The organism is Methyloversatilis sp. MC4-4, assembly GCF_049843555.1.
GTDB lineage: Bacteria > Pseudomonadota > Gammaproteobacteria > Burkholderiales > Rhodocyclaceae > Methyloversatilis > Methyloversatilis discipulorum_B.
On sequence record NZ_JBBHZK010000002.1, the window covers coordinates 232,336 to 249,985 of the forward strand.

Sequence of the window (17,650 nt, forward strand, 5' to 3'; positions counted from 1 at the left end):
CCGTTCATCCGGCCGAGGGCGCCCCGGTAGAGCGCTGACGACCCTTCCGCCAGGGTGCCCCGTGACGCGGGAAGGTGTCGCGATAGCCGCGGTGGATCCGCACCGCCGCCAGCACCACTGCCAGCAAGGCCGACAAGCGGCCGGCCGGGGTGGGAGACTGTGGGCGCCGGCCCCGCAGTACGGTGCCCAGCGTAAACGCGGACGCGGCCACTGCGGCCAGCCCCTGCACCGACACGACGGCCTCGCGGCGCGCGGTCACCCATTCGTCGACGGCCTGACGCAGCGCCCGCCGCTGCGCGTCGACGCGCGCCGCGACGCGCGCCAGTTCGAGCGCTTCGTGGTCAGCCATCCGCGGTCACCCCCCCTTCCTTGATACCCTGCAACTGACGGATCGACGTGGCGAGCGGCAGCCGGCGCAGCCTGCTGCGGACCCACAACCCCATCGCGACGGCGAGCGAAAGATTGATGGCGCCGGCGCCGAGCATGCCGTGCGCCCACGCGGCACGTGGCTCCGCCGAAAGCCCTATCAGCGCGGCCATCACGGCGATCCACGCGACGGCGAACAGCACCGAGGCGACGACGGCGATGCACAGCGCCTCGACCGCCCGGCGCGCCGAGTGACGGAGATCCAGCGCGACCAGCAAGCCGAAGTCAGCGGCCAGCGAACAGGTCCGCCGCCACAGTTGCCCGAGGTCCTCGACGGCGTGCCCGCCGGTCCGGCCCGTCGCGTCAGGCCCCATCAGCGCAGGACACGGCTGAGCAGCAGTCCCACCGCAGCGGCAATGGCAACCGCCGCCACCGGATGCTTGCGCGCACAGCGCACGCCCTCACCGACCCATCCTTCGTCGCGGGCGAGGTCATGCGCGAATTCGCGGCCGCTGTCGGCCGCCCTCGTCAGCGCGCCTTTCAGGCGGTTGACCTGGGCATCCAGACGGGATTCGGCCTCGGCCGCGCTCATCAGGGGTTCATGCGTAACGTTGCTCATCGGTCACGTCCTCCAGCAGTTGTCCGCCGCGACGGGAAAATGGACTGCGAGATGCGGCGGTACGGCGGTCCAGCAAACCGTGTTCCCGGGCGGAGCCCCGGTCAGCCCCCCTCCCGGCCGCGGCCGCGCGTGCGCGAGACGCGTCCGACATCGACGCCATCGCCGGTCACGTCGGCCTGCCCCGGCTCGACCGGTGGCCCGGGCACGTCGGACGGTGTGCCGCGCCGGTCGGTGTCGACCAGCCCGCGTGCGACGTCGCGCGCAGCCTGATCGATGATGGCGCGCGGCTCGCTGCCCGCCGTATCGTCCGGCGACTCGTCCCGCTCGTAGGGGAGAGAAAGTCCTTCTTCATGCGGACGGCGACGGGTCAGATCCACGTCTGTGCTGCCATGCACGGTCTTCGTGCCGCGCCCTGCGCGCGCTCGGTTTCGTTTCATCGGATGACTCCTGTTCGGCGCCTCTGTGCGGGCTTCGCGGACGGGCAGCTCCGGAAAGCGCCTCACTCCTCCTGCCCGCTGTGCTCCAGATCGCCTTCGGTTTCCAGTTCTTCGACGCGTGCCGAGTTGTAGAGCGACAGACGGTTGTAGAGCGTTTTCAGGCTGATGCCGAGTACCTCGGCCGCCTTGCGCTTCACGTTGCCGCATTCCTGAAGCGTCGCTTCGAGCACCCGCCGGTTCACCTCCTCCAGCGGCGTGCCGACGCGTATGGTGAGCACCGGTCCGGCCGATGCCCGGGTGAAATTGTCCGGCGCCAGATCGGGTTCGATCACCTCGTCCGCCAGGATGAACACGCGATGGACGTAGTTCTTCAGCTCGCGCACATTGCCTGGCCACGAGTGGGCATACAGCGACGCGATCGCCTCCGGCGAAAAGCGCTTGTTCTCGTGCTCGCGCTCGTTCAGTTCCGTCAGGAAGTGCTGGGCCAGCAGTTCGATGTCGGTGCCGCGTTCGCGCAGCGGCGGGAGGACGATGGGGAACACGTTCAGGCGATGATAGAGATCCTCGCGCAGACGCCCTTCCGCCACCGCATCTTCGGGGACCCGGTTGGTGGCGGCGATGAGCCGGATGTCGGTGACGATGGGATCGTTGGTACCGACGCGCATGAAGGTGCCTGTCTCCAGCACGCGCAGCAGCTTGACCTGCAGGTCGGGGCGCATTTCGGTCACTTCATCGAGGAACAGCGTACCGCCGTGCGCCCGTTCGAAAAAGCCGCGGTGCTGCCGGTCGGCGCCGGTGAAGCTGCCCTTCTCGTGGCCGAACAGTTCGCTCTCGATCAGTTGCGGCGATACGGCGCCGCAGTTGAGTGGCAGGAAGGGCTGGCGCTTGCGTCGGCTGAGATCGTGCAGCGTCTGCGCAACGACCTCCTTGCCGGTACCGCTTTCGCCGATCAGCAGCACGGTCGCCGATGTTGGCGCGACGCGGTCGATCTGGTTGTAGATCCGGCGCATCGCCGGCGAATTTCCGAGCATGTGACCGAAGCGTCCGAGGCGTATCAGTTCGCTGCGCAACTCGCCGATCTCCTCGCGCAGCACTTCGGTCTTCGGCATCCGGCTCAGGATGCCGCGCAGTCGCTGATGGTCGAGCGGCTTGATGAGGTAATCGGTGGCACCGGCCCGCATCGCCTCGATGGCGCTCTCTATGCTCGCGTAACCGGTCACGACGACGATGGCCGGCGCCGGTCTGGAGCCGAAATCGGCGAGCAGTTCGATGCCCTGACCGTCCGGCAGCATCAGATCGGTCAGGATGAGCTCAGGGGTCGAACGAGTGAGGTGTATGCGCGCTGCCTTGAGCGAATCGACGGCAGCGACGGTGTAACCCTCGCTGCGGATCAGCTCCGACAGCCATTCGATCGCCTCGGGATCGTCATCTACGAGCAGGACTCGGGGCATGCGGCCTCCGGCGGACGGGTGAAAAGGGAGCCCGCGGCGCCGACCTCGACCTTCGCATCGGCATCTGTCCGGCGAGGAGCGCCGGAGCGAACGCGGCTTCTCAGCATGCTGCACGGCTCAATCGACATGCCCCGGTAATTGTTAAATAAGGTTAATGAACTACGTCCGGATGCGCGTCGGCGCGACGCCGCAACTGCCCGTCATGCCCCTTCGGCGCTCGACTCCAACGGATTGTTACCGCCCGTGATCTGCCGATACGCCGCTCATCATCCTGTTACGCGTTGAGGGACATCGACCGGCAGGGTGGGCCGTTTTCCCCGCCCGCCGTCGGCGTCCGTCGGTGCCGAGGCAGCGGGTAATTCTTTCCCTTGTCGGGCTCAACTTACATGAGCGAACGGGCCGCGCCGCGCTGCCTGGTCTGCCTCGACGTCGATTCGCACGGGCACATGGATTGCCCCACACCCGCATCGCATTTGTCGGCCGGGAGCTTCCATGCACATCGCAATGATCAGCGAACACGCTTCACCACTCGCCTCGCAGGGCGGTGCCGACAGCGGGGGACAGAACGTCTATGTCGCCTTCGTCGCCCGCGAGCTGGCCGCATTGGGTCACCGGGTCGATGTGTTCACGCGGCGCGACGACCCATCCACCGCTGCGGTGACGGTACTGGCGCCCGGCACGCGCGTCATCCAGGTCGACGCCGGTCCGCCGCAACCGGTGCCGAAGGAGGCACTGCTTCCCTGCATGCCGGCCTTCGCGTCGTGGATCGCACGCTGGTGCGAACAGCGGTCGTGGCGCTACGACATCCTGCACGCGAACTTCTTCATGTCGGGGCAGGTAGGCCTCTTCCTGCGCGACCGGCTGCAGGTGCCGCTGGTCGTCACCTTCCACGCGCTCGGTCGCGTCCGCCGGCTGCATCAGGGCAGCGCCGACGGATTTCCGGACGAGCGGATCGCGATCGAGGAAGCGCTGGTCGATCGTGCCGACTGCATCATCGCCGAGTGTCCGCAGGACTTCGCAGACCTGACCGGCCTGTACGGCGCCGATGGCGAGCGCATCGCCATCGTCCCCTGCGGCGTCGATACGCGCGAACTGGGGCCGGGCGACGGCCGTGCGCGCGAACGGCTCGGTCTGCCGGCCGACGAGTTCGTCGTGCTTCAGCTTGGCCGGCTGGTGCCGCGCAAGGGCATCGACAACGTGATCCGCGCCATCGGCGTGCTGAAGCGGGAACACCGCATAGACGCGCGGCTGCTCGTCGTCGGCGGCGAACACCCGGACCCTCGCTACACGCCGGAAATCGCGCGTCTGCGCGCGATCGCCGAAGAGGAAGGCGTGGCCGACCGGACGCTGTTTACCGGCCGTCGCGAGCGCGAGGCCCTGAGCGACTACTACTGCGCGGCGAACGTGTTCGTCACCACGCCCTGGTACGAGCCCTTCGGCATCACACCGCTGGAAGCGATGGCTTGTGGCCGCCCGGTGATCGGCGCCGATGTCGGTGGCATCCGGCACACGGTAGTCGACGGCGAGACCGGCTACCTGGTGCCGCCGCACGACCCGCCGGCGCTGGCCGAACGCCTGAAATGGCTGCACGACGACCCGTTGCGCGCGCGCAGCTTCGGCTCTGCCGGCCTGCGCCGGGTCCGCAGCACCTTTACCTGGAAGCGGGTCGGCACCTCGCTCGACGCCATCTACGAGGAACTGTGTACGCGTAACGCGCCCGCCTTCGAGGAAAGGGCCGGATCATGAAGGCGGCACGTCCTCTCGAAGGCCGCACCGCGGTGATCACCGGCGCCGCCCGCGGACTGGGCCGGGCGCTCAGCGAGGCGCTGTGTCAGGCAGGCGCGCGAGTCATGCTGATCGACATGCGCGGCGACGCGGTCGAACAGGCGAGTCGCGAGCTGAACGAGCGCGGCTTCGAGACCGGCCACTGCGCGGTGGACGTCGGCGATGCCGAGCAGGTCGAACGCTGCCTCGAACACGCACGCGAGCGCTTCGGCGCACTCAACATCCTGATCAACAACGCCGGCGTGGACTACACGCTGCCGCTGGCCGAGCTCGAGATCGCGCAGTGGGACCACGTGATGGCCACCAATCTGCGCGGTCCCTTCCTGTTCTGCAAACGGGCGCTGACGCACATGCAGGCGGTCGGCGGCGGACACATCATCAATATCGCATCCACTGCGGCCAAGCGCGCCTGGCCTAACGCCTCCGCCTATCACGCCAGCAAGTGGGGGCTGCTCGGTTTCTCGCACGCGCTGCACGCCGAATTGCGGCCGCTTGGCATCAAGGTGACCGCAGTCATCGCCGGCGGCATGCGCACGCCCTTCCTGCTGGAACGCTTTCCCGACCTTGACCCCAAGATTCTGCAGGCGCCGGAGGCGGTCGCCGCGGCCGTCGTGAACGTGCTGACGCTGCCGCCGGAGAGCGTGGTCGCCGAGATATCGGTGCTGCCGATGGGAGAAACGTCATGGCCCTAAGTCGCCCCACCCCGGGCCGTCCGCTGAGCTGCGCCGTATTCATCGACAAGGACGGCACACTGGTCGAGGACGTTCCGCACAACGTCGACCCCGCCCACCTGCGCATACGCGAAGACGCCGGCGGGGCGCTGTTCAGCCTGCAGCGCGCCGGCTACCGCCTGATACTGGTGACCAACCAGCCCGGCATCGCGCTCGGCCTGTTCGACGACCAGGCCATCGCGACGCTGTTCTCGGCACTGCTCGAACGGCTGGCGACCTTCGGCGTCGTGCTGGACGGCATTTATCACTGTCCGCACCATCCGTCGGTCAGTGACGGCGCCCGCGTCTGCGACTGCCGCAAGCCGCTGCCCGGTCTGCTGCAACGTGCCGCCGAGGTGCACGGCATCGACCTCGCGTCGTCGTGGATGATCGGCGACATTCTCGACGACGTCGAAGCGGGGCGGCGTGCCGGCTGCCGGACGATACTGCTCGACGTCGGCTCGGAGACCGAATGGGTGGACGGCCCGCTGCGCCGGCCCGATCACATCGCGCACACGCTGCGCGACGCCGCCGACCACATACTGGCCCATCGTCGCCCGGCACCGCGCGCGCGCACGCCGGAGGGAGCTCAGTCATGGACCGCCTGAACCCGGCGCCACCGCCCGTCGGCGGACAGCTGTCGCACGGCCAGACGCTGCGCGGGCAGTGCGATATGGACGCCTGGCAGGCGGCACGTCGCGTGCTCGCGGTGCGGCTGGACAACATGGGCGACGTGCTGATGACCACCCCCGCCCTGCGCGCGCTGCGCCAGTCGACGCCAGGACGCCACATCACGCTGCTCGCCGGCTCCGCCGGCAAGGCGCTGCAGCCGCACCTGGAAGACGCGGACGAGGTACTGCAGGCGCGCCCGCCCTGGCTGCCCGGCGGCACGCTGCTGCCGGACGAGCTGCTGGCGCTGGCGGAAACGCTGCGGCAGGAACACTTCGACGCGGCCGTCATCTTCACCGTGTACAGCCAGAGCGCGCTGCCCGCCGCCCTGCTCTGCTGGCTCGCCCACATTCCGCTGCGCCTGGCTTACAGCCGCGAGAACCCCTATCACCTGCTCAGCGACTGGATCATCGACCCGGAGCCGCACGAGGTGCTGCGTCACGAAGTGCGCCGCCAGCTCGATCTGGTCGAGGCGGTCGGCGCGCGCACCGAGGACACTCACCTGTCCTTCCACATCCGCGAAGACGACCGTATGCGCGCCGACACGCTGCTGCGTTCCGCCGGGATCGACCCCACGCAGCCCTACATCGTCGTGCATCCGGGGGCCAGCGCGCCATCGCGGCGCTACCCGCCGGAGCTTTACGCGGCCGTGCTCGAACACCTCGGTGAGCCGGCCGACGAGGACGGCCTGCAGATCGTGTTCACCGGCTCCACCGACGAAAGCGAAACGATACGCGACGTACGGCGGCAGACCTCGACCGGCAGCGCCACGCTGGCCGGCGTGCTCGACCTCGGCGGACTGGCTGCCGTCATCGACGGCGCCGCGCTGCTGATCGCCAACAACACCGGACCGGTGCACATCGCGTCGGCGCTCGGCACACCGGTGGTCGACGTGTATGCGCTGACCAACCCGCAGCACGCACCGTGGCAGGTCGAGCACCGCGTACTGTACGAGGACGTTCCGTGCCGCTGGTGCTATCGCAGCGTCTGTCCGCAGCACCATCACGCCTGCCTGCGTCTGCTCGACCCGGCGCGCGTCGCCGCCGCCGCACGCGAGCTGCTCGACGGGGGGGCCGACAGCGCCCGCACGTCGGCCACCCCAACTGCCGACGGACACTGACATGGCGCGACCGCTACGCATACTGACCTGGCATGTGCACGGCAATTACATGTACTACCTCAGTCAGGTGCCGCACGTGTTCCTGCTGCCGGTCGACGCCGCGCGCAGTCCCGGCTACAGCGGCCGGGCCGGCGCGCTGCCATGGGGAGACAACGTGGTCGAGGTACCGGTCGACGCGCTGGCGACGACGCAGTTCGACTGCATCCTGTTCCAGGATGCAGCCGCCTGGAACGAAGGCCAGCAGCGCTACCTGACAGAGGCTCAGCGGCGCCTGCCGCGCATCTACCTCGAACACGATCCGCCGCAGCAGCATCCCACCGACACGCGTCATCCGGTCGACGATCCGCAGGTGCTGCTGGTCCATGTGACCGCCTTCAACGCACTGATGTGGGACAGCGGGCGCACGCCGACCTGCGTGATCGAGCACGGCGTGATGGTGCCGGACGAGGTGCGCTGCACCGGCGAACTGCCGCGCGCCATCGCGGTCGTGAACAACCTGGCGCGGCGCGGCCGCCGGCTGGGGCTGGACGTGTTCCAGCAGGTGCGCGCGTCGCTGCAGATCGATCTGGTTGGCATGGGCTCCGAACAGTGCGGGGGACTGGGCGAGATCGCCAACCCGGAACTGCCTCATTTCCTCGCCCGCTACCGGCTCTACCTCCATCCGGTGCGCTGGACCAGTCTCGGCCTGTCGGCGATCGAAGCGATGATGGTCGGGCTGCCGGTGGTCGGTCTGGCCACCACCGAGCTGGTGACGGTCGTCCGTGACGGTCGCTCAGGCTGCCTCGCCACCGATCCGCAGAAGCTCGTGGACGCCACCCGGCGTCTTCTCGCCGACCCGGCCGAAGCGGCCGCCATGGGTGCGTGCGCCCGGCACGACGCGCGCGAGCGATTCGCGATCGGACGCTTCGTCGCCGACTGGCAGCGCGTGTTCGCCGACGTCGTGCGCTGAACCCGATGTCCGCCCCATGTATCCGCCAGACTGCGCCCGCGCGCTCAGCGGCGAGCGCGCACCGAGGCGTACAGCGTCCGGTAGGCCAGTGCCGGGCGATCCCAGCCGAAGGCGCGCGCCATGCCGTTGCGGCACAGCGCTCGCCACACCGCCGGGCGGCCATAGACAGCCAGCGCGCGTTCGATCGCGCCGCGCAGCGCGTCGGCGCTGGCCTCGTCGAACACGAAACCGGTCGCCTCGCCGTCGCGCACCGCCGCCTCGTTGAAATCGGTCACGCTGTCGCGCAGTCCGCCGGTCGCGCGCACGATGGGCGGCGTGCCGTAGCGCTGGCTGTACATCTGATTCAGGCCGCAGGGTTCGAAACGGGACGGCATCAGGAAGACGTCGGCGCCCGCCTCGATGCGGTGCGCCAGCCCCTCGTCGAAACCGATGCGTGCTGCGACGCGGCCCGGCGCAGCCGCGGCCGCGTCGGCCACCGCCCGTTCGAGCGCCGCATCGCCGGTGCCCAGCAGGGCGAGCTGCAGCGGCCGTTCGAGCAGCGCGGGCAGCGCATCGAGCACCAGGTCGACGCCTTTCTGGTCGGTCAGCCGCGTCACCATGCCGCACAACAGCACGTCGTCGTTCTGCTGCAAGCCCATTTCCGCCTGCAGCGCCCGCTTGTTGACGCGCTTGCCGGCCAGCGAGCGCGCGTCGTAACGCCTCGCCAGGTGCGCATCGGAGGCCGGGTCCCACAGCGCGCTGTCGATGCCGTTCAGGATGCCGACGAGATCGGCGCTCCGCTCGCGCAGCACGCCCTCCAGCCCGCATCCGTGCTCGGCGTCGAGGATTTCGCGCGCGTAGCTCGGACTGACCGCACACAGCCGGTCGGCGTAACGCAAGGCCGCCTTCATGAAGGACAGCCGCCCCCAGAACTCGACGCCATCGCTGTGCAAGGCGCCTGCCGGTATGCCCAGCGACCCTGCTTCGGACAGCGGGAACAGCCCCTGGAACGCGAGATTGTGGATGGAGAACACGCTGCCCGCCGGATCCGGCAGGCCGCTCAGGTAAAGCGGCGCCAGTCCGGTCGGCCAGTCGTTGCAGTGAAGCACGTCGGCACGCCAGCGCAGCGGGCTGCCGGCCGAAGCCAGGCGCGCCGCGACGCGCGACAGCAGGCCGAAACGCAGTGCGTTGTCGGCGTAGTCCGCACCGTTGGCGTCGACGTAAGGTCCGCCGTCGCGCATATAGAGCGCCGGGCAATCGAGCAGCAGCGCCGGCACCTCGCCCGGCAGCGTAGCCCGCAGCAGCCGCGCCGCCGGCAGGCCGAACTCGGCGTCGAGGGTGGCGATGCTGCGCGCCCCGCGCGCGCAGGCACGGACCGACGGATAGCACGGCAGCAGCACGCGTACGTCCAGGCCGAGCGCGCGCAATGCGGGTGGCAGTGCGGCGCTGATTTCGCCCAGTCCGCCCACCTTGACCCACGGCGCGCACTCCGACGTGGCGAACAGTACGCGCAACGGCTTTCCGGCTTTCATGACGAGGACCTCCGGGTACAGGCGGGCGCAGCGCGAGCCGCCCTGAAAATCGAAAAAAGGAGACTGCAATGATCCTGTGCGGCGATATCGGCGCCACCAAGAGCCTGCTCGGACTGGTCGAGCGGATCGACGGAGCGCGGCTCAGCTTCGTGCGCACGCAGCGCTATACCAACGCCGAGTGGCCTGACCTTCCGACCATGCTCGATCACTTCTTCGCGGCGACCGCGCAGACGCTGCGCCACGCGGTCGAGCTCGAGGCCGCGGGTTTCGGCGTCGCCGGACCGGTGATCGACGGGCGTGTGGACATGACCAATCTCGAGTGGTCGGTCGACGAGGCGGCGCTGCGCATCGTGCTCGGCGGCGCACCGGTGCGGCTGCTCAACGACTTCGAGGCGAGCGCGCACGGCATCGGTGAGCTGGGCAGCGACGGACTGCTGTCGCTGCAGACCGGCGCGGTCAGGCCGGGTGCGCCGCAGCTGGTGATCGGCGCCGGCTCCGGACTGGGCGTTGCGCTGCGCGTGCCGGCCGGCGCGAACTGCGTGATCGTCCCCGGCGAAGGCGGCCACGTCGGCTTCACCCCTTCCAACGAGGAACAGGCCGAGCTGTGGGCGTACCTGCACCACCAGGGCGGACGGGTGATCGCCGAGCACGTCGTGTCCGGCCCCGGTCTGGTCCGCATCCACGACTGGCTGTGCGACCGGCGCGGTACCGCCGTGCGCGCGGACGACAACGGCGAAGCGGTGTGGCGTCGCGCCGCGGCTGGCGACCCGCATGCGATGCGGGCGCTCGATGTATTCGTCGACTGCTACGGCGCAGTCGCTGGCGATCATGCACTGACCGTGCTGGCCGCCGGCGGCGTCTTCCTGACTGGCGGTATCGCCCCCCAGCTGTTGCCGGCCCAGGCGGCACGCTTTCTCGCGGCCTTCCACGACAAGGGGCGGCACAGCGGCCTGATGGCCGAGCTGCCGCTGTGGGTGGTGACCGACTGCCGGCTGCCGCTGCTCGGCGCCGCCCGTTCGGTCGAAGCGCTGCTGCCGCCGCGATAGGGCGGCGCCCGCCTGCGGCGTCGCCGCGGTCATTCTTCCAGGCCCTGCGGCACCAGCAACGCAAGCGGCAAGGCGGCGAACAGCGGGCCGACGTCGATACGCCCCGCCCGGCCGTCGGTGCCGACGACGGTACCGCCGAAGGCGTCCTGCCAGCGCTGCGGACTGCCGGCGGGTAGTACCACCCGGGTGTTCGCCCACAGCTCGCGTTCGCAGACGCGCTGCGGGTCGCCGCCGGTGAGGCCGAACAGCAGCCGCGACGCTATCGTGATGATCACCCGCTGCCCGAGCACGCGCGCGTACGCGATCACGTGATGAGCCACCGGGCCTTCGACCTCCAGCGGCATGTAGCGCCCCTCGCGCAGCGTGCGCTCGAAGCGGCGCCGGATCTGCAGCGCGCGCCACAGCAGATAGAGCTTGATCCGGCCGTCAGCCATCTTGGCCACCATTTCGCGCAGGCCCTCGGCGTCGGCGCCGTCCGGCCAGCGCGCCCTGAGGTCCGCCAGCATGCGGCTGCGGCGGTCGAAGTCCACCGGCCGCCGGTTGTCAGGATCGACCAGCGTGAAGCACCAAGTGTCGCAGCCCTGGTAGGTGTCGGGCACGCCGGGCGCGGTCAGCTTGAGCAGCAGCAGCGACAGGCTGTTGTAGCCGCCGAACAATGCCACCGTGCGCTGCAGCGGCAGGAAATCGGCGAGGAAGGCGTTGCGCGCCGCGTCGCCCGCCAGCAGACGGCGCACGAAGTCGGCCAGCGCGGTTTCGTAGGCGGGGTCCGGATTCATCCAGCTGGTATGTCTCTTCGCTTCGCGCGCCGCCTTGATCATGTAGGCCTCGACGCGCTCGCGCAGCGGCGGCGCGTCGTCGCCGGGGGCGTCGAAGGGCCACACGCCGACCAGGGTCTGGTAGAGCAGGTATTCGTCGTCGGCCGACGGCGCCAGTCCGTCGCCCAGGCGGGTCTTGCGCCGCTGGTTGATGCCGCGCCAGCGCCGCAGCGCGAAACGCCACGGGCCGGGCATTTCGGACAGCACGTCGATGCGCGCCCGCACGTCCTCCGAGCGCTTGCTGTCGTGCGTCGACGAGGCGAGCAGGCCGAACGGATGCGTGCAGGCGATGCGCTCGTTGGCGCCGTGGAAGTCGTCGATGCCGATGCCGAAGGTGCGCGGGTCGCCGCCGACGTCGTTCAGCGACACCAGCCGGTTATAGCGGTAGAAGGCGGTGTCCTCCATCGCCTTGGCCATCACCGGCGCGGTGAACTGCTGGAAGCGGCAGGCGAAGGTGAGCTTGAGCGCGCGCAGCGACGGGTCGGGTTCGGTCGGCGCACCGAGCAGCACGTCGCGCACGAAGCGCAGCACGCTGGCGTCGCCGGCCAGTCCGAGCGCCGCCGCCTCGGCCACGGCGCGCTCGACCAGGCGGCGATCGTGCTGCGAATGACCGGCCGGACCGATATAGCTGCGATAGGCCGGAAAGGCGGCGATGATTTCGCTCAGCGCACTGCGCAGCCGGCTGCGCGTGAAGTCGCGCGTGCGCCGGTCGCACTGCGCGATCGCGTGCAGCTGCGCGGCAAGACGCCCCAGTTCGCCCGACAGCGAGTGGGTCATGATCAGATGCTTGGCGTCGCGCAGCATCGTGCTGAAGTCGCGTACCTCGCCGGTGAACGCGCGATAGACGCGGGTGAAGCGCGCCTCCTGCGCGGCGTCCACCATCAGGCTGTGCGACAGGCAGGCGAAGCGGTAACCGGTGCCGCCGTGCACCGGCCAGTCGGCCGGCAGCGGTTCGAATTCGGCCAGTATCTTCTCGACCACGAGGTAGAGCGTCGGCTCGGTCGCGCCCGGCTCGGCGCGGCGGCGCGCTTCGGCGTACTGCTTCTGCAGCCGGACGAAGTAGCCGGCCGGATCGGACAGCCCGTCGGGATGATCGATGCGCATGCCGGTCACCCTGCCCTGCGCCACCCAGCGGAAGATCTGCGCGTGCGTCGCGTCGAACACGGCCGGCTCCTCCATGCGCAGCGCGGCCAGGTCATTGACGTCGAAGAAGCGCCGGTAGTTGATGTCGTCGGCGGCCACCCGCCATGACGCCAGCCGGTAGGCCTGGCGCGACAGCAGCGCGTCCAGCCGGTCGAAGCTGGACGGCTCGCCCGGGGTGCCGTTGAACGCCGCGACGCCGCTCTCAACCCGCGCACGGACCGCCGGCAGTCGTGCGTGCAGCGCCGCAAGATGGCGCTTGAACAGCGCTGCGTTGCGCAGGCGTTCGTCACGCAGCCCACTCGACTCGACGTCGCGCGCCGGAAGATGGGCCAGCGCGACGATCAGCGTTTCCAGCTCGACGCCGCAGTCGTCGCCATCGTCGTCGACGCCGGCCTCGAGTATTGCCGGGTAGTCGGACGGATCGACCGGGAAGGCGTGCTCGTGGTAACGCACGCAGAAGGCGCCGCTCGCCTCATCGAACGCGAGCTGCAGTTCGCCGGCCTCCAGTATCCGGCCGTACTGGTCGCCGAGCACCGGCAGCAGCACCTTGCCCTGCAGTTCCGGCAGGGGCGGATTCCAGTCGATGTCGAAATGGCGGGCGAATGGCGACGCGGCGCCGTTCTCCAGCACATCCAGCCACCAGTCGTTGCTGCCGCCGAGCACGCCGACGTGATTGGGCACGACGTCGACCAGCTGACCCAGGCCGTACTCGGCCAGCCGCGCGCAGTAGCGGTCGAAGTCCTGTTCGTCGCCGATTTCGGGGTTGAGGCTGCCGTGGTCGACGATGTCGTAGCCATGACTGCTGCCGGGCCGCGCCTTCAGATAGGGCGAGGCATAGACGTGGCTGATGCCGAGGTCGGACAGATAGGGCAAGGCCGCTTCCGCCTGCGCGAAGCCGAAGCCGCCGTGGAACTGCAGACGGTAGGTCGCCCGCGGCACATCGGCCTCGCGCGGCTGGAAGTCGGGCGGGCCGCCGGACAGCGGCAGCGCCGACGCCGGCCGTTCGGCATTCATCACCGCGGCCAGCGCGAACCAGCGCTCGTCGGCGCCGATGTCGGCCAGATCGCAGCCCAGCTTGCGCCGCCAGTTCGGCCAGCGCTCCTCACTGGTGCCAGGCAGGTTCACCGACTCGGCCTGCCCCAGCACGTCCTCCAGCTGCACTGCCACCATGGCCGCCGGCGTGCGTGCGAGGTAGCGGTAGATGGCGAGCATCAGCGCCGGGTCGGCCGCATGCGTCGCCGATGCCGCGTCCGCCGGCAGGCGCAGGCCTTCCGCCTCAAGTACGTCGAGCAATGCGCCGCGGTCGCTTTCGCGCTGCGCCGCCTGGCGTTCGCGCAGCGCCGGGTCCGAATACAGGCCGAGCGCATCGCGTTGCTGCAGGTCGAGCGCGCTCCAGTAGCCGCTCAGCGTCGGCAGGTCGTGCGTGCCGACCACCGCCAATGCGTCGGCCGGCCAGCTGCGCGCCGGCTGGAACACGCCGTCGCGGCTTTCGAAGTACAGCGGCCGGTAAGACAGCAGCCCGTAGCGATCCATCGCTGCCCGCACCTGCGGCGGTACGATGCCCAGATCCTCTCCGATGACGATGCACTCGTTGCGCACGCTTTCCAGGCACAGCAGCCTGAACAGCTCGTCCATCGGATAGCCGACGTAGGCGCCGATGCGTGCCGTGCCGCCCGAAGGCAGCCAGAACAGCCGCATCAGGCTCATCACGTGGTCGATGCGCAGTGCGCCGGCGTGCCGCATATTGGCCGCCAGCACGGTACGGAAGGACGAGGGGTCCTGCTGCAGCCGCTGCGGAATGAGCGGCGGGAACCCCCAGTCCTGGCCGGCCGGATTCAGTTCGTCCGGCGGCGCGCCGGCGTGTGCGCCGGCCGCGTGCAGATGTGGCCGTATCCACGTTTCCGAACCGCCTTCATTGACGCCCACCGCGAGGTCGCGATACAGCCCCATGCGCATGCCGCGCGCACGCGCCCGGCGCGCCACCGTCGCGAGCTGTGCCTCGGCCTGCCATTGCAGGTACTCGAAGTACTCGATGCGCTCCTCGTTCTCGAGCATGAAGGCGCGCACCGCTTCGCCGTCGACATCGCGGTAGGGCTCGGGCCACAGCGTCCACCCCCAGACCGCGGAATCGACGGCGTGAAAGTGCGCCTGCAGCGCGTCGAACAGCGCATGCAGGCGCAGGCTGCGTCCGCCTTCACGCTGGAAGTCGCGAAACAGGCCGGCGCGCTGCGTGCCACGGTCCAGATGTTCGCGCCGGAAGTGCGTGTACAGCAGTTCGAGCACCTCGAGCTTGGCGGCCGCCACGCCGCGGTAGTCGATCAGCTCGGTCGCGCGCAGCGCGTCGAGCCGTGCCGCGAACGCCGGATCGGCGACGCGCGCCTGCGCCGCGCCGCACTCGCCGAAGTCGCGCGTCGCCTCGATGTCGATGTACAGCACATTGAGCCATTCGCGGTTCGACGGGCTGTACGGGCTCGCCCGCTCGGGGTCGTGCGGGAACAGCGCGTGCAGCGGATTGACGCCAACGAAGTGGGCGCCAGCGTCGGCGGCGAGGTCGATCAGCCGGCGCAGATCGCCGAAGTCGCCCATGCCCCAGCTGTGCGGCGAACGCAGCCCATACACCTGCACCGCCGGCCCCCACAGCCGCGCGCCCTCGCCTTCGCGCGGCAGACGCATGCAGGCGGCCGGACACAGCGCCAGCGTGCTTTCGACCAGCAGGCGCGGCGTCGCGCCCGGCAGATAGAGGGACAGCCGGTGCCAGCCGGCGGGCAAGGAGGAGTCCAGCGCCACGGTGGCGGTGCGGCCGTCCTCGGTACGCCCGAGCGCGGTGCGCCCGCGCCGTTCGCCGCCCTGTTCGAGCACCAGCCGCCAATGCAGCACGCCGGCGCGCACCGCCTCTTCCGATTGCAGCGTCAGCGTAAGCGGCCCTTCGCCCAGCGACAGCACGATGACCGGCGGCAGCACGCGGGCGGCGTCGGCATCGTCCAGCGCAGCCAGGGCGGCGACGGCAGCGCGATCGGGGTCACCGCCGGCCAGCGGATGTCCGAGTGCTGCCGCCAGCGCCAGGCGGCTCTCCTCCGGCACCTCGAAGCGGCGTCCCCAGGCGTCCTCGAAATCCGGCGCGATGCCGAGCCGGCTGCACAGCGCAGCGAAAGCTCCGCTCATTGCGTCGCCCCGTTATGCAGCACGAACATCCGCATCGACCAGGGCGGCAGACCGGATTCGCCATCGCCACCGCCGCCGACGGCGGCGAAGGGCTGCGCCCCCGGTACGTCGGGTACCGCCTCCGGCGCATCGCCCAGATTGGCCTGCATGACGAGCGAAACGCCTTCACCCGACCAGCGGATCTCGAACGCGGTGTCGCCGAAAAGCATGCTGCTGCAGCGTCCGGTCTGCAGCAGCGGAACGCAGGGCACCACCCGTTCGCGGCGCAGCGTCAGCAGTGCCTGATAGAAGGCGAGCCACTGCCGGCCGACCGCCTCTTCCCGCTGGCGCCAGTCCAGCCTGCTGATGACGAAGGTTTCCGGATCGCAGGGATCGGGAACGGTGCGCGGCCCGTCGGGCCAGGCGAAGGCGGCAAACTCGTTGCGCCGGCCCTCCTTCACCTTGCGCGCGAGCTCGCCTTCAAAGTCGCAGAAATACATGAAGGGGCTGGTGGCGCCGCTCTCCTCGCCCATGAAGATGAGCGGCGGCGACGGCGACAGCAGCAGCACGGCGACCAGCACGCGCAGCCGGTGCGTCGGCACCATGGCGGCCAGCCGCTCGCCCAGCGCGCGGTTGCCAATCTGGTCGTGGTTCTGCAGGAAGCAGACGAAGGCGGTCGGCGGCAGCGTGCAGCTGGGCTCGCCGCGTGGCCCCCCGTGGAAGGCGGAATGTTCGCCCTGGTAGGCGAAGCCCTGCAGCAGGCAGCGCGCGAGGTGGTGCACCGGCGTGCTGGCGAAGTCGCCGTAGTAGCCGTCGGTCTCGCCGGTCAGGATGACGTGGGCCGCGTGGTGGAAATCGTCGTTCCACTGCGCTTCGTAGCGCCCCGGGTCGGCTTCTCCGGCAAGCCGCTGGGCGCCGTTGAGCGGATTTTCGAGTACGAGGTGGATGCGCCGGTCGGCAAGTTCACGGCGCACCCGTCGCGACAGCTCTTCGAGGAAATGCGTGCTCGACCCGTCGATGATGGCATGCACGGCGTCCAGTCGCAGGCCGTCGAAGCGGAACTCCTGCAGCCAGTAGAGCGCGTTGTGGATGAAGAACTCGCGCACCTGGGCCTCGCCCTCGTAGTCGATGGCGGCACCCCACGGTGTCTGGTGCTGCGCGGTGAAGAAGGACGGCGCGTACAGATGCAGGTAATTGCCTTCGGGGCCGAAATGGTTGTAGACGACATCGAGCAGCACCATCAGCCCGAGCCGGTGCGCGCTCTGCACGAAGCGCTTCAGATCGTCCGGCGTGCCGTAGGACGACTCGGGCGCGAACGGCAGCACGCCGTCGTAGCCCCAGCCGCGTGCGCCCGGAAATTCGGCCAGTGGCATCAGTTCGACTGCCGTGATGCCGAGCGCCGCCAGTTCTTCGAGACGCGCCTCGGCGGCGGCGTATGTGCCTTCCGGCGTAAACGTGCCTACGTGAAGTTCGTAGATCACCGCTTCGCACCACGGTCGCCCCTGCCACTGCGCTTCGGCAGGCCGCCACTCGAAGCGCGCCGGGTCCACCAGCTGGCAGGGTCCGCCGACGTCATCCGGATTGGCCCGCGACGCCGGGTCCGGCACCTCGGTGCCGTCCACCCGGTAGCGGTAGCGATCACCGGTGCGGGCGTATGGCACGGTGCGCATCCACCAGCCGTCGTCGGTACGCCGGCACGGATGTGCGTCTTCGTGTCCGTCAGCGGTGGCGAGCAGCACCTCGACCTGGGCAGCCGCCGGCGCGTACAGCCTGAACAGGTAACCCTGGCTGTCGTCGATGCCATTCGCCGGACACGGGCCGAAGGGCATGTGGTGGACGAACGAAAGCGTTTCCACGCTGCGGACTCCGGGCCCGGCGCTGCGCAGTT

Annotated in this window: 14 protein-coding genes; 6 read left to right on the forward strand and 8 right to left on the reverse strand. The window is 69.7% G+C overall.

The genetic code is table 11. The annotated features are described in order from the left end of the window. Nucleotides 1-4: 4 nt before the first annotated feature. The 5 genes from WDZ97_RS07925 to WDZ97_RS07945 all read right to left on the reverse strand — a co-directional run bounded on the left by WDZ97_RS07925 (nt 5) and on the right by WDZ97_RS07945 (nt 2,873). Entirely contained in the window at nt 5-349 is a 345-nt protein-coding gene (locus tag WDZ97_RS07925; RefSeq protein WP_304003011.1) for a hypothetical protein, read from the reverse strand. Then, nucleotides 342-740, reverse strand: a complete 399-nt coding sequence (locus WDZ97_RS07930) for a phage holin family protein (RefSeq protein WP_425762385.1) — start codon at nt 738-740, stop codon at nt 342-344. Before WDZ97_RS07930 ends, WDZ97_RS07925 begins: the two co-directional genes overlap by 8 nt. After that, on the reverse strand, nt 740-985 hold the full coding sequence (locus WDZ97_RS07935) for a hypothetical protein (RefSeq protein WP_425762386.1): 246 nt from the start codon (nt 983-985) through the stop codon (nt 740-742). Before WDZ97_RS07935 ends, WDZ97_RS07930 begins: the two co-directional genes overlap by 1 nt. Before the next feature lie 101 nt (nt 986-1,086). Further along, the gene (locus tag WDZ97_RS07940; protein ID WP_425762387.1) at nt 1,087-1,422 is read right to left on the reverse strand and encodes a hypothetical protein; all 336 of its coding nucleotides are present in this window, start codon (nt 1,420-1,422) and stop codon (nt 1,087-1,089) included. 62 nt (nt 1,423-1,484) lie between these two features. Further along, on the reverse strand, nt 1,485-2,873 hold the full coding sequence (locus tag WDZ97_RS07945) for a sigma-54-dependent transcriptional regulator (RefSeq protein WP_304003016.1): 1,389 nt from the start codon (nt 2,871-2,873) through the stop codon (nt 1,485-1,487). Between the two features lie 492 nt (nt 2,874-3,365). Between WDZ97_RS07945 and WDZ97_RS07950 the strand changes: the two genes are divergently transcribed. The 5 genes from WDZ97_RS07950 to WDZ97_RS07970 are packed head-to-tail and all read left to right on the forward strand — an operon-like array spanning nt 3,366 to nt 8,106. Continuing rightward, entirely contained in the window at nt 3,366-4,619 is a 1,254-nt protein-coding gene (locus WDZ97_RS07950) for a glycosyltransferase family 4 protein (protein WP_425762388.1), read from the forward strand. Continuing rightward, a complete protein-coding gene (locus WDZ97_RS07955) occupies nt 4,616-5,350 on the forward strand; it encodes an SDR family oxidoreductase (protein ID WP_425762389.1) in 735 nt (244 codons plus the stop codon). The genes WDZ97_RS07950 and WDZ97_RS07955 overlap by 4 nt, the downstream gene beginning before the upstream one ends. Further along, the gene (locus tag WDZ97_RS07960; protein WP_425762390.1) at nt 5,341-5,976 is read left to right on the forward strand and encodes a D-glycero-alpha-D-manno-heptose-1,7-bisphosphate 7-phosphatase; all 636 of its coding nucleotides are present in this window, start codon (nt 5,341-5,343) and stop codon (nt 5,974-5,976) included. The genes WDZ97_RS07955 and WDZ97_RS07960 overlap by 10 nt, the downstream gene beginning before the upstream one ends. After that, nucleotides 5,964-7,157: a glycosyltransferase family 9 protein gene (locus tag WDZ97_RS07965; RefSeq protein ID WP_425762391.1), complete on the forward strand. Its 1,194-nt coding sequence runs from the start codon at nt 5,964-5,966 to the stop codon at nt 7,155-7,157. Before WDZ97_RS07960 ends, WDZ97_RS07965 begins: the two co-directional genes overlap by 13 nt. Before the next feature lies 1 nt (nt 7,158). Then, nucleotides 7,159-8,106: a glycosyltransferase gene (locus WDZ97_RS07970; RefSeq protein ID WP_425762392.1), complete on the forward strand. Its 948-nt coding sequence runs from the start codon at nt 7,159-7,161 to the stop codon at nt 8,104-8,106. Between the two features lie 44 nt (nt 8,107-8,150). On the opposite strand, the gene glgA is transcribed toward WDZ97_RS07970, so the two are convergent. Beyond that, nucleotides 8,151-9,617, reverse strand: coding sequence for a glycogen synthase GlgA (glgA, locus tag WDZ97_RS07975; RefSeq protein WP_425762393.1), 1,467 nt, complete (start codon nt 9,615-9,617; stop codon nt 8,151-8,153). Nucleotides 9,618-9,685: 68 nt separating this feature from the next. Between glgA and WDZ97_RS07980 the strand changes: the two genes are divergently transcribed. Next, nucleotides 9,686-10,663, forward strand: a complete 978-nt coding sequence (locus WDZ97_RS07980) for a glucokinase (RefSeq protein WP_425762394.1) — start codon at nt 9,686-9,688, stop codon at nt 10,661-10,663. 29 nt (nt 10,664-10,692) lie between these two features. On the opposite strand, the gene WDZ97_RS07985 is transcribed toward WDZ97_RS07980, so the two are convergent. Together WDZ97_RS07985 and treZ are read right to left on the reverse strand one after the other, a co-directional pair. Next, nucleotides 10,693-15,783 (reverse strand): malto-oligosyltrehalose synthase, encoded by a 5,091-nt coding sequence (locus WDZ97_RS07985; RefSeq protein ID WP_425762395.1) that lies wholly within the window; start codon nt 15,781-15,783, stop codon nt 10,693-10,695. Continuing rightward, a complete protein-coding gene (gene treZ, locus WDZ97_RS07990) occupies nt 15,780-17,618 on the reverse strand; it encodes a malto-oligosyltrehalose trehalohydrolase (RefSeq protein ID WP_425762396.1) in 1,839 nt (612 codons plus the stop codon). Before treZ ends, WDZ97_RS07985 begins: the two co-directional genes overlap by 4 nt. Between the last annotated feature and the right edge of the window lie 32 nt (nt 17,619-17,650).

What these genes read in the sequence shown, in the direction of transcription:
- WDZ97_RS07925 (WP_304003011.1), bottom strand. Translation starts at nt 349, where the DNA reads ATGGCTGACCACGAAGCGCTCGAACTGGCGCGCGTCGCGGCGCGCGTC.
- WDZ97_RS07930 (WP_425762385.1), bottom strand. Translation starts at nt 740, where the DNA reads ATGGGGCCTGACGCGACGGGCCGGACCGGCGGGCACGCCGTCGAGGAC.
- WDZ97_RS07935 (WP_425762386.1), bottom strand. Translation starts at nt 985, where the DNA reads ATGAGCAACGTTACGCATGAACCCCTGATGAGCGCGGCCGAGGCCGAA.
- WDZ97_RS07940 (WP_425762387.1), bottom strand. Translation starts at nt 1,422, where the DNA reads ATGAAACGAAACCGAGCGCGCGCAGGGCGCGGCACGAAGACCGTGCAT.
- WDZ97_RS07945 (WP_304003016.1), bottom strand. Translation starts at nt 2,873, where the DNA reads ATGCCCCGAGTCCTGCTCGTAGATGACGATCCCGAGGCGATCGAATGG.
- WDZ97_RS07950 (WP_425762388.1), top strand. Translation starts at nt 3,366, where the DNA reads ATGCACATCGCAATGATCAGCGAACACGCTTCACCACTCGCCTCGCAG.
- WDZ97_RS07955 (WP_425762389.1), top strand. Translation starts at nt 4,616, where the DNA reads ATGAAGGCGGCACGTCCTCTCGAAGGCCGCACCGCGGTGATCACCGGC.
- WDZ97_RS07960 (WP_425762390.1), top strand. Translation starts at nt 5,341, where the DNA reads ATGGCCCTAAGTCGCCCCACCCCGGGCCGTCCGCTGAGCTGCGCCGTA.
- WDZ97_RS07965 (WP_425762391.1), top strand. Translation starts at nt 5,964, where the DNA reads ATGGACCGCCTGAACCCGGCGCCACCGCCCGTCGGCGGACAGCTGTCG.
- WDZ97_RS07970 (WP_425762392.1), top strand. Translation starts at nt 7,159, where the DNA reads ATGGCGCGACCGCTACGCATACTGACCTGGCATGTGCACGGCAATTAC.
- glgA (WP_425762393.1), bottom strand. Translation starts at nt 9,617, where the DNA reads ATGAAAGCCGGAAAGCCGTTGCGCGTACTGTTCGCCACGTCGGAGTGC.
- WDZ97_RS07980 (WP_425762394.1), top strand. Translation starts at nt 9,686, where the DNA reads ATGATCCTGTGCGGCGATATCGGCGCCACCAAGAGCCTGCTCGGACTG.
- WDZ97_RS07985 (WP_425762395.1), bottom strand. Translation starts at nt 15,783, where the DNA reads ATGAGCGGAGCTTTCGCTGCGCTGTGCAGCCGGCTCGGCATCGCGCCG.